Origin of the sequence: Mesorhizobium montanum, assembly GCF_033977145.1 — a bacterium.
Classification (GTDB): domain Bacteria; phylum Pseudomonadota; class Alphaproteobacteria; order Rhizobiales; family Rhizobiaceae; genus Mesorhizobium; species Mesorhizobium montanum.
In genome coordinates, this window is sequence record NZ_JAVIJF010000045.1 from 1 (window position 1) to 14,457 (window position 14,457).

Below are 14,457 nucleotides of genomic sequence, written 5' to 3' on the forward strand. Positions count from 1 at the left end.
CCTGAATCAATCAACAGGTCGGTTCGAAGCGGCCGCTCATGATCGCGTGAAATCCCTGCTCACGATCAAATGAAATGAGCGCTCACCATCGCGTGAAATGGCTGCTCACAATCAGCGAAATGCGCACAAATATCATCGGAAGTCTCCAAGTTGGACCACCAGCCCCGCTCCCGTCCCGCAAAGATCGGGACGGACTATCGACGCCGGAGCGAAAGCCGCCAGTTCCAGGACGCGTCCCGGAACTGGCGGCAGCAGCGCCAACTAGGGAATTTTCGATGCCCACAATCAGGGAATATTCATCGCCCGATGACACGCGTCGTGCCCTTCTTCTGATGAGCATAGCATACCACTGAGCCGAATGCTGACCGGCGGACGGGCTCGGTAGAAGACTCGTCAGCTTCTCGAAAGTTATGCTCCCTAGCATTCGAACTTGGTCTCCAGATGCGGATGCCTCAACTGGTGACGGACCCAGGTACTCGCCAGACGGATCGGTACGAGATCGTTGTTCCCGTGACAGAAGGAGAGCTTCATGGATTCCACTCGGATAAACGGCACCGGATCGCTGCCCTCCCCGCCGGGGTACGTCGACAGACACGATGATTATCTATTTAGGCAAGCTTTGAACCAAGCCAGGTCATCGACTGTCGCACCTGTCTCGGCAAACGCTCCGATCTGGAGGTCGAGCGCTCCATACGAAGACTTTTCACATGGCGGCTATTCATGGAACAATGATATCTGGGGGGGAAAGGGCGCTGGGCCTCAGACAATTTCGGTGTATGCAGACAACCAGTGGAGCGTGTGGTCGAACCAGCCTAATACTGGAGGTATCAAGAGCTATCCCCACCAGGCTTTCAATGTCGGGAAACCGCTCAGTTCAATTAAAACTCTGACTGGGAGCTTCAATCAGGATGTTCCTTCTGGCGGCGCCTGGGACACCGCCTACGACATCTGGGACAGCTCACATCAAAATGAGATAATGCTCTGGACAAACCACACCGGAAATCCAGACGGCAGCGGCAATGTTAAGCCTATCTCAAGTCAATATGACCCTTCCGGTGCGGCGATTCCGGTCTACCGCAATGTCAATGTAGGCGGAGCGAATTGGAACGTGTTTGAAGGGTCCAATGGCCAACGGGTAATCTCGCTGGTGCGCACTTCGAAGACCGACAGCGGGACGGTGGACATCAAGGGCGTCCTGGATTGGCTCAAGTCTAAGGGTTACTTTGGCGACATAAATGTCGGCAGCGTTCAATACGGTGTCGAGATTACCGGGTCTCCCGGGGGAGCGAACTTCAACTTCAAGAACTGCTCCGTGACTTCGACGTGATACATTTACGGGCTGCGGATCGCCTGAAAGGATGTCGGCCATGTATGTCGGCCGTCCCATCGCCTGTACGATCGCAAAAGGACGTCCTGATCGAAGGCTACGACTACCTGGCATCATGGATCGCCGTGACCGATGTCGATCGCCGCCGTCAACGCCTTCAACTCGCTCGTTTGCGCAATTGCTGGCCACGGGCGACGACCAGGCGTCGACGAGGACGACCTTCGCGATGTGTTGCGCGAAATTCGTGCGCTCGGTCCCAAGCCTCGAAACCAATTCCACTCCGGGGCGGGACGCCATCATCCCGATGTTTTGATCAAGCCCTCGCCCGACGGCCGGTGGCAAATCGAATTCAATCCGGAAACGCTGCCTGGGCCCCTGATCAACCAAACCTATTTTCTCGAAGTCTCACGTCTCACCGCCAACTACGCGACCCACAAAGCATTCCTCAATGAATGCTTTAACAACGCGAATTGGCTGATCCGTAGCCTCGATCAGCGCGCCAAGACGATCCTCAAAGTAGCGGCTGAAATAGTCCGTCAGCAAGACGCGTTCCTGGAACACGGGGTTGCCCACTGCAGCCACTCAATCTCAGAGCCGTCGCCGAGGCGATCAACATGCATGCGTCGACCATAAGCCGGGTGACGTCGAACAAGTATATGCTCACGCCACGTTGTGTATTCGAACTGAAGTATTTCTTCATCGCCGCATGGCTTCCTACCAAAGACGGCGCACTCCGCTGAAGCCGTTCGCGGTCGTGTCCCGCGAGGTGGTGTAGCTCGGCGGTAGCGAAGCCGCTCGCGAGCGCGCCCTCAATAGCGCCGTAGCGAGCGAGCGGCGCAGCGGTGGTCATCGATGTTCTTCCGTTAGGGTCGGGTTGCTGACACCAACCTGATTCGAAGGAACCACCGATGACCGACGACATGATGAACCTGCGCGCGCTCGTGGAGAAGACCCCCGACGCCGATCTTCTGCGCGAGATGATCGGCTTTGCCGCCGAGCGGCTGGTGGAACTGGAGGTTGGGGCCGCCACCGGCGCCGGCTATGGCGAGAAGAGCGCGCTGCGGACCGCTCAGCGCAATGGCTACCGCGACACGGACTGGGAGACGCGGGCCGGCACGGTCGAACTGCGCATCCCGAAGCTGAGGAAGGGCTCCTACTTTCCCAGTTTCCTGGAGCCGCGCCGCATGGCTGAGAAGGCGCTGACGGCCGTCATCCAGGAGGCCTACGTCCAAGGTATCTCGACCCGCTCGGTCGACGGTTAAGGCGATGGGCATGAGCGGCATCTCCAAGAGCCAGGTGTCGCGGCTATGCGAAGAGGATCGACGGCAAGGTGAAGGCCTTCCTCGAACGGCCGATCGAAGGTGACTGGCCGTATCTTTGGATCGATGCGACTTATCTCAAGGTGCGCCGCGGCGGCCGCATCGTCTCGGTCGCCGTCATCATCGCCGTGGGCGTCAACACCGACGGCCGGCGCGAGGTGCTGGGCATGGAGATCGGCACCTCGGAGGCCGAGCCGATCTGGACGAAGTTCCTGCGCAAGCTGACCCGGCGCGGCCTGCGCGGCGTCAAGCTCGTCGTCTCCGATGCCCATGAGGGTCTGAAGGCCGCCGTGACAAAGGTGCTCTCGGCCACTTGGCAACGCTGCCGGGCCCACTTCATGAGGAACGTGTTGGCCCATGCTGGAAAGAGCGGGCGCCGCGTCGTCTCGGCCTTCATCGCCACCGCTTTCGCGCAGGAGACGCCCGAAGCCGCCAGTGCCCAGTGGCGCGCCGTCGCCGACCAGATCCGGCCGAAGGTGCCGAAGCTGGCGGCCATTCTCGACGACGCCGAATCTGACGTGCTGGCCTACATGACCTTCCCGAAGGAGCACCGGGCCAAGCTTCACAGCACGAATCCAATCGAGCGTCTCAATGGCGAGATCAAGCGCCGAACCGACGTCGTCGGCATCTTTCCAAACGATGATGCCATCATCCGCCTGGTCGGCGCTCTGCTCCTCGAACAGAACGACGAATGGGCCGTGCAGCGTGCCCGTTACATGACGCTGGAAAGCGTCGGCCAGATGAGCGATGATCCCCTCATCAGCCTGCCAGCCGTGGCGCGCTGATCAGCCCGGCTTCCTGCCGGAGAGCGCGGCGATCAACGCCGTCAGCTACACCACTTCCTGAGACACGATCCCGTTCGCCGTCAGACTATAGACGGAATCGCCGCGTGAGGTACTCTCCGGCGACGACATTGCCTTTAGGCTCAAGGAAATCGGCATCGACATTGCGCGTCGCAGTGTCACGAAATATCGCGAAGCGATGAACATTCCTCCTCGGTGCAACGCCGCCGGCAAATGCGCGCCTCAGCCTGATTGCGATCGGGGCCACCGGGCGCGGCCGGTGTGGTCGCCATGGAGTTGCTCTCGTCCGCTCCAGCGGCTGAGATACTGCTATCTCGCGCAGTGACCCGTTGAACCTATCCAGTTCATACTAGCGCAGGGACGGCGCGAGAGTTCGCGGGTCGGCAATCCGGCTTCGGCATTCGGGCGTTAGCCCGTCTTCCAGGCGAAGCGTCTTGCGTCTTTTGCGTCCGACTTATGGCGGGGGTTTTACGATCGACAATTTCATCGCGCGTGCGAAAGGAGAGGGACATCGGCTGCCGCCATGTCCTTGCGGATGTGGCCGGCATTCTCGGTCGAGCGCTCGCGGGTGCATGCAATATTCTTACCCAGAGGTCGTGGTGGCCGGCCACTTCCTTCCAGCGGGCGAACTCTTCGTGCAGCCGCTTCGTGAAGCGATCTCACGCTAATTCGCCTCGACGAAGATCGTGGTCGAGTAGCTCAGCCATTCGGCTTTCGCCCTCACAGATCCGGGCGGGCGGCTTTCCCGCACCCAGCTCTTCCTGAGAGTAACCCGCGTCATATCCGCGCCTGTGCCCAAGTGCGAGTGATGCGCGGAACGGGCAACGGGAAGCGTGCCGTCAGGGTTTCGAACTCCGGCCAGCCCATGCGCCGACTTTTCTGGCTGCTTAGACAGCGCAGCCACGTGCGTCGCACTTCCTGGTAGAAGCCGCTGAGCGCTGGACAGTTGTGCGGCCTGCCATAGTAGCCGTAGTGCCCACGCAGAACGGCGGCGAACCACTCATGCTGCGTGGCCAGTGGCGCGTGCATGAACCGCCAGGCCTCCTGGCGCAACGCCGTGAGCTTGCGCGTTATACCAAGAGTCATGGGGTTTGACCGACATGGGCCCATTGGCGCATCCCGATTGATGTTATGGTCTCGGAAGCTGCGAGGAGTTTCTGCCAGGCGTCGCAGGCCGCATCGATGATATCGTCATAGCTGTCGAAGACACGGTTGGAGAGCCAGGTCTGGCGCATATACTGCCAGACGTTCTCGACCGGGTTCAGCTCCGGCGCGCGCGACGGCAGGAAGATTGGGGTGATGTTGTCCGGTATGCTGAGGTTTGCGGTGGTGTGCCATCCGGCGCGATCCATGACGAGTACGGCATGGGCGCCCTTTTCGACATGGCGGCTGATCTCGTTGATATGGAGTTGCATGGCCTCGGTATCGGCAAACGGCAGTGCGAGAGCCGCCCCGGTACCGCGTGCTGGGCAGATGGCGCCGAACAGGTAGGCGCTCTTGTAGCGCTGGTCGGCCGGCTGTCGCGGTCGCGTGCCGCGTCTGGCCCACTGCCGTACAATCCCGTTCTTCTGGCCGATCCTTGCTTCGTCCTGGAACCAGATCTCCACCTTCGTGCGCGGCGGCAAGTCGCAAAGATGCGCCTTCAGCGTGCGAGGCCAGTTTTTTTGAATTCCTCGATGATATGGGCATCCTGCGCCGGATGACGCGGTCGCACACTCATGTGGGAGAAGCCGAGCTTGTGCAGCAGCTTCCCGACATAGCGCGCGTCATAATCAATGCCGAAGCGGTCCTTGATGGCTCTCTTCAGGTCGATCCGCCGCCAGCGAACGACGCCATCGACGGCACGATCCGGGCCCTTCTCCACAAGCGCGGCCAGTTCGGCCTGCTGCTCATGCGACAGCCGGGACGCTGGTCCCGGCGCCCATTGGTCCACAAGACCATCGGGGCCGGCCGTGTTGAACCGATGCACCCAGTCGCGTAGCGTCTGGCGATCCATCCCGCCGATCCGGGCCGCATCGGCCCGGCTCATGCCGTCCAGAACCGCCGCGATCGACAACAGCCGGCTGCTCTGGCGCGCATCCTTTGAGTTCCGGGCAAGACGGCGAAGCTCCCCCGCCGAAAAGTCCGTCCGCAACTTCACCGCTGATCCCATCGCCGAATCTCCTTCGGCAATAGGGAATCACGCCGCGCAAATCGGCCAAAATCACAAAAGAGTCAGCAGCCAAGACCGTTGGTATTAGGCGTTTCCCTTCCGTTTTATGCTTCACGATGAACCGGCCGTCCCGGGTCCGCCCGCAGTAGTGGGTGAAGCCAGAAAGGCGAAGGTCTCGGGCCGCCGCTCGCCACGCCGCTGTCGTGAAAGGGCAGCGAACCGCCCAAACTCGATCAGCCGCGTCTTGTCCTCATGGAGCGTCAGGCCAAAGCCGGTCAGCCGCGCCTTGAGGGCCAACAGCATCTCCTCTGCATCCGCCTTGTTCTCGAAGCCCATGACGAAGCCGTCAGCGTAGCGCACGATCACAACGTGACCGCGGGCATGGCGACGACGCCATTGATGAGCCCAAAGATCGAGGATGTAGTGCAGGAAGATGTTGGCGAGCATGCTGACGTGTTGCCGATGCCAGGATGATGCCTGCGGTGTGGATGTTCATGCGCCGGAAAGTTAACGCTAAGGCTGCGTTTCGAAACTGAATTGGAGCAATCACCGGTAGGATCAGCGTCCCATTTCCCGGGCAAGCTTCAGGAAACCGTCGATATAGGAGGTCGTCTCCTCGCCGCGCCGCACACCCAGGTTGATGCTCTTCCGGATGCCGCTGTCTCCCAGGCGCAGTGCGCGTATCGGCAGTCCGGATGCATCCTCCTGCAGGAGCCAATCGGGAAGAACTGTCACGCCCCTGCCCGCACATACCAGTTGCAGCATCAGGTCGATGGTTTCGGCAGTGCGATGCTGACGGGGTCTGTAGTTCGCCGGGACAAGGAAGCGGGTGTAGATGTCCAGGCGCTCCAGCGTGACGGGCACAGTAATCAACTCTTCGTCCAAAAGGTCCTGCGGCTGCACGCGTTTCCGGCCGGCGAGTGGATGCGCCTCGTGCACCATCAGCAGACGAAGCCTGAATCGTCACCATTGTGGATGTAGAAGCGGCCGACGGGGCGGCCGGCAGTATCATACGTTGCGCGCTTGGCTCTGCCTGCACGGTGGGAAGGGCAAGACGAGAACCGCCGCGGATGGTTGCCAGTGCGGCTACCCGCTCGGCGTGCCCGTCTGCCAAATCACGCAGGCGCCGACCAGCAGGCCATGGCGATTCTCCATCAGCCCGTGTCTGTAGTCGAGGCCTGCGTGTCCCAGCAACAACATCGCTCGCAGCAGCTTTTCTGGCGCAATCGAGGGGCGGTCCTATCGGGGAATACGGCGCCGCGAACTCGACGCGACCACAGCCTCGTTCACGATCAATCGGATTGCGCGCTGGGTCGATCGCACCGCACCCGCGCCTCAAGGTCCATGCAGCTGAGCTGTCGCCCGTCGGATCCATCGCCCCGCGCTCCCATCGCCCTCCGAATCTCTTCGAAGTTACCGGATTTCAGGCCTTTACCGGGCTAGCTTCATTTTTTGTCAAGCTCATTCGGCTGCGGCGGCGATCGGGCTACCAGGCTGGAGTACTCACTCACGTGTCGAAGCGCAGCGCTTTACAGGCGCGCAAGAAGGTTGAGCACTTCACCTTGGACCGAAACGTCGAGCCCAGATATTGGACAGATAGCGTTGGGCTGGGCAACGCACCTTTATGGAACCAGATGTGGGTCATCCGCGCCAGCTAGCCCGAGGACGTGTTCGCCTGAAAGCTGACGACGCAGTCGATTGGCGGATAGTTTCACGTGGCGCTTGTAGCTGACGGTCGCGGTGTTCATGCCATGGTCTATGCGCAAATCCCTGAACGCGAGTTAAGTTGATAACGCCTAGTGTGCCCTATGCGAGGTTGGTGGGTGGATAAAAGGGAAGAGTCCCGCCATATCGGCGGACCAGCCACTCGTAAAAGGGCTCAATTGAAAACTCGGGTGGCTTGTCGGCCGGCCAAGCCAGTTGATACCGTTCTTCCGTTGGCAAATACTGTGACAGCGGCGTCACAAGCCTTCCCGACTCCATCACGCTACTGAGTCCACGTAGCCACCCCAAGGCGATGCCTTCGCCTGCGAGGCAAGCCTGTATCGTATTGTAGTCGCTATTGAAGCCTATGGGCTGATAGTTCTTCGGTAGCTCAAGATCAAACTCACGTAGCCATTGCCGCCAGTTGACCCAGGAAGGGACCTGCGCCTGCGTGTAAAGCAGTTCGCAGTCCAAGAGATCACGCACCTCACGCAGTGGTCCGTTCTTGGCGAGAAATTCCGGTGTACAGACTGGCGTGACGACGTCAGTAAAAAGGGCTCTTGTTGCAATTCCGCGAACATCCGGATCTCCGTATATCAGCGCTAGGTCAAACTGACCTGCCGGCTCTATTCCCCGGGGGTCCCATGTCATCAGAAAAATTTGATGGCCAAAAAAGCATTGGCGCATCTCGGCAAGCCTGGGCAGTAGCATGAACGCACCAATGCCGGTAGTCGTCGATAAGACGATTTGTTCTCTCGACCGCTCGTGAATCAGATCCTCCACTACGTCAAGAACCCGTGAAATGGCGATTGAATAGGTCTTGAACAGGCGGTCTCCTGCCGATGTTAAAGCTATCCGTTTATGCAGCCGAATAAAGAGACGCTGACCCAATCGACTTTCTAATTCAATAATCTGCTTGCTTACCGAGCTTTGGGACAAGCCGATCTCCTCGCCCGCAAGGGTGAAGCTTTTAAGCCGCGCGGCAGATTCAAAGGCCGGAAGGAGCCTTTGTAAATTTCGGAAAACCGCCTTGTTGCGCACGCTGTGCCTGTGATGTCTGAGGTGTTCAGCCATTTCTGTTTTAGACATTTCTGGGACAGAAACAACGATCGTTCTCAAGCACTCCTTGATCATGCTAAGCGGGAACGAAAGCGAAACGACGATTCGAAGGCCCGTAAAAAACCGCTTGGATGTAATGGCCTGCCGTACTGAGAGCTGAAGACCAACTAATTTACAGTCAGCTTTTAACCCGTGATTGCGATTGCGAGCGTCCATGTGCCGCTCATCCGGTTTCCTCATGCTAGCCTGTCTTATTCATGACGCATTTGGGATTGTTTGCCGCTGAGTGGTGGACAGGTGGCGGCGCGGCGTCTTTTTCACCGCGGCTATGTCTGGACTTGTGAACGCGCTGGAGGGTGGAAGCTGTATGGTTTGGCGGGGCCTGCTGCCCAGGCGGTCATGGTCCTGCCGGTAGCAGATTGCTGGCGAGCGCCCGGAACAGACTTGCCTCGGGACAGGCGGCGGCGAACGCCAGACGGATGCGCGAGACGGTTTAGATGACGCGAGCGCCGAGCTTGAGCAGCCTGAGCCGCAGCGTAGCGAACTCGGCGTTGCGCAGATGATGGGTTGTGGGCACCGCCTCGCGCAGGGTGAGCATCAACCAGTATGCGGCGGTGTGCAGGACAAGACGGACCTGGTTGGCAATCGGTGAGCGGCAGGAGGTGCGGTCGGAGGCGAGCTGGCTCTTGTGCATCTTGATCAGGTTTTCGGCCTGGCCGCGGGCGCAGTAGATCACGTCATAGATGTGCTCGGCGGAGCCTTTGTCGAGATTGGTGACGACGAAGCGGATGTCGAGGCCCATCGCGGTTGACTCGATGCGAGCGCAGGCGCGACGCTCAAGCTTCCAGAACTTCGCCTTGTAGTGGGTCTGGGCATAGCCGCGCAGCACAGACTTGCGCTCGAGCGCGCGGCGCGTGCGGATGTCGTCGGCGCTCTCGTCGACGAGCCGCTGCAGAACCTTGTTGCCGGGTAGGCCGAAGAGGTAGTCGATCGCATTGTTTTCACACCAGGCCATGACTTGCGCCCGGCCGTAATGGCCATCACCACGCATCAGGATGCGGGTGGTCGGCCAGCGGGCGCAGATGCGGCGCACGAGACGGCGCAGATGGCCGCGGATCTCCTTGCCCGTCGGGGTCTTGCCGGAACGCAGGATCATCGCGACCGGACGTCCTGTCGCGGCGTCGTAGATGTGGATCGGCAGGAAACAACGCTCGTCGTAGTGGGCGTTTGTCAAGAGCGACAGCTGCTGATGGTCGTGAACGACATCAACCGTGTCGTCGATGTCGAGCGTGACGCTTTTGGGCGGCGCGGCGTAGCTCGACAGCCAGCAGGCGGCCGAGCCGGATGACGGTCCTGATGTCGGGCAGGTTCTCCAGCCGCGAACACGTCGGCTGCGAGCACAGGTCGGGCCCGCTATCGGGCAACCGTCCGCAAGCGAGCTTGAAAGCTGGATCGGTACGCAGCCGGTTGAGATCGTTGGCATCCTCATAACCGCAGGCGATGGCGAAGATGCGGGCGCGCAGAATGCCGGTCATGGCGTGCGTGGCTCGCGAGATGCGGTGGAAGGTTTGCCCTAAGCAACCGAATCCTACGCCAAATCAATCGCTTAAGCTACATCCGTCAGCCTCAAAGGCCCATCGTCGTGCATAAGACGGGCTAGGATGGGGCTATCGCCAATCCAGGTGCTCTAAAATCCCTTGATTTTGACAGGGCCGAAAAACAACCCACGTTTCGATTCATCGCAAGTTGAATAGGATTCACAGTGAGATACTGGAAGCATATTCCACCGATGAGATCGTTGCTGGCGGTAAAGGCCACCTCGCGCCATGCAACCTTCTCGGCTGCGGCTGAGGAGCTGAATGTCAGTCGGTCGGCTGAGCTACGCGTCAGAATAACCGACGCCGCTTCGTAGAGAAGCCCTCGCAAATGGCGGTCGCCGCGTCGGGATATATGGCCGTCATGATCGACTTCTCCGGATTGGTGGCGGCGTGTCGTTAGGCCTATCCAGGCGCCAACAGATCGGGACTTCCTGAAGTTGCCCGGATCTTCAATGGCAGTGGCGAACGAGGTTGCGGTGATGGCGCCTGGTCCCGCGTCATAATGCCCATCTGGCTATGTCATTGAAAGTCAATTGGCTTTTGCTCCAAGCCTGGTGATGACGGGCGCCTTGAGTGCCTGACGCACTCGATCAGACGCGAATCTTCGATATCCCGTCGTTTGATGACCCATGGTGCGCCTTTGCAATATTGCTCGGCAGGAATGATGCCGGCGGCAATCTGGCGAAGGACCGTCGCAGGGCTCAGATTGAGCATCCTGGCGGCTTCAGTGAACGTGAATTCGCCGCGCTCAGCCCATTCGCCATCCCTGTAGACCGCGATGCCGTGCGTGTTGTGGAAGCTCCGCACACGCAACTGCGACCATCCATTCGATCGACCTGTCCGCTTTCCTGCCCGGTTGAGTAGTCCGGCAATGGCCTTGTCGGGCACCAGTCGCGCGCAGGCGCGGATCAGCTCCACCGTCTCCGGCTCGACGGACCACCGCGTTTAACCCCGCCGGTTCTTTCTCACCGTCAGGCGAGTATGATCGCCGCCCTGCCGATGCAACAACAAATGAATCTGGTTACCCTCGGCCTGTGCCACGACCTCGCGAAACACGACCCGGGATGATGCGCTTATCGCGTGACCGCAGTGGCCGCCGGATGATGCCTCGCGGCTTCCAGGTCGACCCCCATTTGCAATAGGCGGTGGCGCTCCTCGGCGCTCAAAGCGGCCGGGCGCTGTCGGACCAGGGCCTCCAGTTCTTGCTCGAGTGCGCGTACGGTCGCGAGGGCGCCGTTCCACCGGCGATCGAGTTCGTGAACAATTAGACGATTCTCAGGGTCGACCGTGTCATACTGCCGGCGCGCTCGGGTTGCCTCATGTCGCGCCTGTTCGAGCGCCAACTCGATCTGGCGCTGTTTTTCGCCAGACTGATGCTCCCGCTGCGCGATCGCCTGGATGGCCGCTTCAACGCCGAGCGGCTGCAGCAACCGCACGATCTCGGCTCCCACCGCCTCGTCGACCCGTAATGCGCCAAACGAGATACAGGGATCACCGTCGGGATTGCTCCGGGTCGCGTCACACTTATAGCGGCCGACATCACCCTTGGCGCCATTATAGCCAACAAGCAGCCGGCGGCCGCAATGACCGCAACGCAATAGCCCGGTGAGCAAAGCCTCTCCCTTGCGCACCTGCTCGCGCACCATCATGCCCTTGCCGTTGGCATTGTCAGTAGTCAGCAATTGGTTCCTTTTAAAGTCTGCCCAGGGCAAATAGCCTTCGTGATCAACGAGCAAGACTGCCCAATCCGAGCGAGCTTTGCGACGGCCGCGCTCGATTCGCTTGCGGCCATTTTCGATTATCGTCCGACTTCCGGTTCGGAAAGGCATAAGCACCAGCATAAACAGGATTGGTGAGAAGGTTGCTCACCGTCATGTAGACCGGAGGTTTCCACAGCACCTCCTGCTGTCCCGAGATCCTGGGGTTGATGTACGGCAGCGCTATCTGGCCGCTGCCAAGCGACAAGAACACCTGGCGGATGCTTTGCATTTCGGCAAAGCGAGTGAAGACACCCCAATCGCCTGGCGCACGCGCAGGTCGGGATCCCTTCCGATTTTGTCACAGCCCGCTGTTACTTAACCGACGGCGACCGTGAAGAAGAGCTCGCCCCGTCGTGCTTTCTGCTTTAAGGCTTCCATCGAACGGGCCCGCAGGAGCGACAGTTCGAGCTCGCTCGTCGTCCCTTTCAGCCTCAGCAACAGCCGATCATTGCCTTGCCGCGGCGCATGACCGTCTCCCGGTCGATCAGCACGGTGCCAACAACACGACACATCTCGATGAGCTGCTGCCAGTCGCGGCTATTGCGGGCAAACCGGGACACTTCCCGAGCCGCAACCGCACCAACCTTGCCGAGGCAGACCTCCTCGACCATCCGGTCGAAGTCGGCGCGTGTGACACCGCCGGCAGCCGAACGAACGACGCTCGATCATCGTTACAAGTCAGGTGGCCGTAGATCGCTGCTGGTTCACAACGCCTATCGCATCGATCTCACCTGAGAAAGCATGCGTAAACAGCGGCCTTCAAGTGCCGCCGAAAACAGCCGCTTCGTATGCCATCCTTCAGGCGATAAAACGTTCCAGTTGACCACCGGATCGCAGAACGGAAAGTACTCTTATTTCGGCACCATCAGCCAGTTCCGCATATCCAATTCGGCCGCCACGTCATAATCGGGAACGGCGGTGCGCACGGCCGCCTTTTCCTCCTCGCCAATCACCTCAACTATGAGGACAGGCTTTAGCCGCTCCAACGTATTGCGGGCACCGGCAAGTACCATCGGCTCGCCGCGCTCCACGTCGATCTTTATCGCGGTGCATTGATCCAGCCCGAGACTGTCGATCGTCATCGAATGGACGTTGAGCAGTTTGCTTTCATTCCCCGCTCCGCAGGTCGAACGGATTAAGCTGGCACCATATGTCAGATACGGCGCATTCGGGTTGAACTTGATCACCGCTTCGCCAACAGCATCCGAAACGCAAGCGTTGTAAATTTCGACCTCGACGTTGTTCAGGCGGAAATTATCCCAACACCGCGCTACGTGCGTCGGCATCGGTTCAAAGGCAATGACGCAGCATCCCTGCTTAGCTGCGATTATGGAAAACAACCCAGTATAGGCGCCGATATCAATCGCCGTCCCGCCCACGGCGCATATCTCCGCCCATTTTACAAGGCTTTCAACCTCATAGGGTATGCTTGGCCTATTGCTTAAGCAGATCCAATCGTCCTGTTCGATGAGATTGGCAGATACAGGCCCTGCTTTGATTTCCAACGTCATCCCGCAATCCTCTTCAAGCATCATTTTTCGATAGTTCTGCAACCAGGAGAACGGCGAGCGCTACTCTTATGACAGCGGTAGTCAGCGAAATCACAAGAATATTCTCCACCGTCTAAGACATTGCATGTAGCGTGCCGACGGTGAAACCACCTCTAAACTATACGGATTTGCTGATGTTCTATGTTGCTCGTCCGACATTTGTCGGATATCTCACACGCGGAATGTGAATTGACCTTCCCTTTCGCGCGTAGCCGCCTTGATGCACTACGATGAGTTTTCGGCGGCCTGAAGCGGCGATCTGGTCGCGCAGTACTTTTTACCAACCCTCTTCGGGCGCTACAGTGAAGCGTCGTGATGGAAGGCGGGGGGTTGCGGGTTGCGGTCGGCGGGTTGTTTTCGGGGCGTTGGCGCCCGTCGGCTATGTCACGAGCCGCGGGATCCGATCGAGGACGATGCGCAGGATCCGCTGGTCGGGGCAGGATGTCGGCAGATGCAGGCGGATTCTTCATCTCGACCGCCCGCGCGGCGATTTTGATGAGGCGCAAACGCAGCGTGTCGAATTGGGCGACGGCAAAGACGGAGCGTTTCGGCATCGCCGCGCGCAGGCCCCACATGAGCCAGTAGGCGCCGGCATGCAGGAACAGCCGGAATTGGTTGGTCGCTCTTGTGCAGGACGTTCGGTCGGCGGCGAGATGCGTCTTCCACGATTTGATGTGGTTCTCGGCCGCTCCGCGTCGGCAGTTAAGGTCCGCGTAGAGCATCGGCCAGGTTGGTGACGATGAAGCGGGTGTCAGTACCTTGGGCACCGACCTCGACGCGGGCAAAGAACTTTTTGAAGCGGCGGACCTTGTTCGTTTTCGACGCTTCAAAGCGCGTCATCGTGCGGGCCTCCAGGTCCGCGACATGCTTTCGCAGCGTCGTGGTGGGCGCCACGCCGAGGATGAAGTCGAGATCGTTGGGGCGGCACCAGTCGATGGCCTGCGGACTAGGCGTTATTAACTTAACTCGCGTTCAGGGATTTGCGGCATAGACCATGCCATGAACGCCGCGACCGTCAGCTACAAGCGCCATCGTTTCCCGCCGCAGATCATCGCCCCTGCAGTCTGGCTTTACTACAGGTTCCCCTTGAGCCAGCGTCTGGCCGAAGAAATGCTGCTGGAGCGCGGGATCGTGGTTTCGTATGAGACAATCCGCCGGTGGGGCATGAAGTTCGGTCCGGATTAC

The 14,457-nt window shown here is 59.7% G+C and carries 11 protein-coding genes and 7 pseudogenes; 5 read left to right on the forward strand and 13 right to left on the reverse strand.

The features are described 5' to 3' along the window. Nucleotides 1-529: 529 nt before the first annotated feature. The 4 genes and pseudogenes from RFM68_RS32990 to RFM68_RS33005 all read left to right on the forward strand — a co-directional run. Nucleotides 530-1,327: a glycoside hydrolase family 12 protein gene (locus RFM68_RS32990; protein WP_320237114.1), complete on the forward strand. Its 798-nt coding sequence runs from the start codon at nt 530-532 to the stop codon at nt 1,325-1,327. Between the two features lie 192 nt (nt 1,328-1,519). Next, a pseudogene (locus RFM68_RS32995) lies at nt 1,520-2,086 on the forward strand (RNA polymerase factor sigma-54); the annotation flags it as partial. A gap of 149 nt (nt 2,087-2,235) precedes the next feature. Next, a pseudogene (locus RFM68_RS33000) lies at nt 2,236-3,431 on the forward strand (IS256 family transposase). A 94-nt stretch (nt 3,432-3,525) separates the two neighbouring features. Then, nucleotides 3,526-3,680 (forward strand): annotated as a pseudogene (locus tag RFM68_RS33005) (RNA polymerase factor sigma-54); the annotation flags it as partial. A 546-nt stretch (nt 3,681-4,226) separates the two neighbouring features. Here the strand turns inward: RFM68_RS33005 and RFM68_RS33010 are convergent. The 13 genes and pseudogenes from RFM68_RS33010 to RFM68_RS33070 form a co-directional block, all read right to left on the reverse strand. Then, entirely contained in the window at nt 4,227-4,535 is a 309-nt protein-coding gene (locus RFM68_RS33010) for a hypothetical protein (protein WP_320237116.1), read from the reverse strand. After that, a protein-coding gene (locus tag RFM68_RS33015; protein ID WP_320237118.1) for an IS630 family transposase occupies nt 4,532-5,601 on the reverse strand; the annotation gives its coding sequence in 2 pieces (ribosomal slippage) (nt 4,532-5,115 and nt 5,115-5,601; 1,071 coding nt in all). The genes RFM68_RS33010 and RFM68_RS33015 overlap by 4 nt, the downstream gene beginning before the upstream one ends. Nucleotides 5,602-5,712: 111 nt before the next feature. After that, nucleotides 5,713-6,048, reverse strand: coding sequence for a reverse transcriptase domain-containing protein (locus tag RFM68_RS33020; RefSeq protein ID WP_320237120.1), 336 nt, complete (start codon nt 6,046-6,048; stop codon nt 5,713-5,715). Nucleotides 6,049-6,159: 111 nt separating this feature from the next. Beyond that, nucleotides 6,160-6,543, reverse strand: a complete 384-nt coding sequence (locus RFM68_RS33025; RefSeq protein WP_320237122.1) for a LysR substrate-binding domain-containing protein — start codon at nt 6,541-6,543, stop codon at nt 6,160-6,162. Nucleotides 6,544-7,407: 864 nt separating this feature from the next. Beyond that, the gene (locus RFM68_RS33030; RefSeq protein WP_320237124.1) at nt 7,408-8,580 is read right to left on the reverse strand and encodes a LysR substrate-binding domain-containing protein; all 1,173 of its coding nucleotides are present in this window, start codon (nt 8,578-8,580) and stop codon (nt 7,408-7,410) included. 181 nt (nt 8,581-8,761) lie between these two features. After that, a pseudogene (locus RFM68_RS33035) lies at nt 8,762-9,899 on the reverse strand (IS1380 family transposase); the annotation flags it as partial. A gap of 121 nt (nt 9,900-10,020) precedes the next feature. Then, nucleotides 10,021-10,455: pseudogene (locus RFM68_RS33040) on the reverse strand (transposase); the annotation flags it as partial. 26 nt (nt 10,456-10,481) lie between these two features. After that, complete coding sequence (locus RFM68_RS33045) at nt 10,482-10,880, reverse strand: helix-turn-helix domain-containing protein (RefSeq protein ID WP_320237126.1); 399 nt, start codon at nt 10,878-10,880, stop codon at nt 10,482-10,484. Between the two features lie 155 nt (nt 10,881-11,035). Then, the gene (locus RFM68_RS33050) at nt 11,036-11,698 is read right to left on the reverse strand and encodes a recombinase zinc ribbon domain-containing protein (protein WP_320237128.1); all 663 of its coding nucleotides are present in this window, start codon (nt 11,696-11,698) and stop codon (nt 11,036-11,038) included. Then, a complete protein-coding gene (locus RFM68_RS33055) occupies nt 11,688-11,951 on the reverse strand; it encodes a recombinase family protein (RefSeq protein ID WP_320237129.1) in 264 nt (87 codons plus the stop codon). Before RFM68_RS33055 ends, RFM68_RS33050 begins: the two co-directional genes overlap by 11 nt. Before the next feature lie 202 nt (nt 11,952-12,153). Then, a complete protein-coding gene (locus RFM68_RS33060; RefSeq protein ID WP_320237130.1) occupies nt 12,154-12,333 on the reverse strand; it encodes a recombinase family protein in 180 nt (59 codons plus the stop codon). A gap of 240 nt (nt 12,334-12,573) precedes the next feature. Further along, nucleotides 12,574-13,233 (reverse strand): FkbM family methyltransferase, encoded by a 660-nt coding sequence (locus tag RFM68_RS33065; protein WP_320237131.1) that lies wholly within the window; start codon nt 13,231-13,233, stop codon nt 12,574-12,576. Nucleotides 13,234-13,651: 418 nt separating this feature from the next. Continuing rightward, nucleotides 13,652-14,217: pseudogene (locus RFM68_RS33070) on the reverse strand (transposase); the annotation flags it as partial. A gap of 54 nt (nt 14,218-14,271) precedes the next feature. Here RFM68_RS33070 and RFM68_RS33075 point away from each other — a divergent pair. Beyond that, nucleotides 14,272-14,457: pseudogene (locus RFM68_RS33075) on the forward strand (IS6 family transposase); the annotation flags it as partial.

Coding starts and splice junctions, on each gene's coding strand:
- RFM68_RS33010 (WP_320237116.1), bottom strand. CDS start 4,535: ATGACTCTTGGTATAACGCGCAAGCTCACGGCGTTGCGCCAGGAGGCC.
- RFM68_RS33025 (WP_320237122.1), bottom strand. CDS start 6,543: ATGGTGCACGAGGCGCATCCACTCGCCGGCCGGAAACGCGTGCAGCCG.
- RFM68_RS33055 (WP_320237129.1), bottom strand. CDS start 11,951: ATGCAAAGCATCCGCCAGGTGTTCTTGTCGCTTGGCAGCGGCCAGATA.
- RFM68_RS32990 (WP_320237114.1), top strand. CDS start 530: ATGGATTCCACTCGGATAAACGGCACCGGATCGCTGCCCTCCCCGCCG.
- RFM68_RS33020 (WP_320237120.1), bottom strand. CDS start 6,048: ATGCTCGCCAACATCTTCCTGCACTACATCCTCGATCTTTGGGCTCAT.
- RFM68_RS33060 (WP_320237130.1), bottom strand. CDS start 12,333: ATGGTCGAGGAGGTCTGCCTCGGCAAGGTTGGTGCGGTTGCGGCTCGG.
- RFM68_RS33030 (WP_320237124.1), bottom strand. CDS start 8,580: ATGGACGCTCGCAATCGCAATCACGGGTTAAAAGCTGACTGTAAATTA.
- RFM68_RS33065 (WP_320237131.1), bottom strand. CDS start 13,233: ATGACGTTGGAAATCAAAGCAGGGCCTGTATCTGCCAATCTCATCGAA.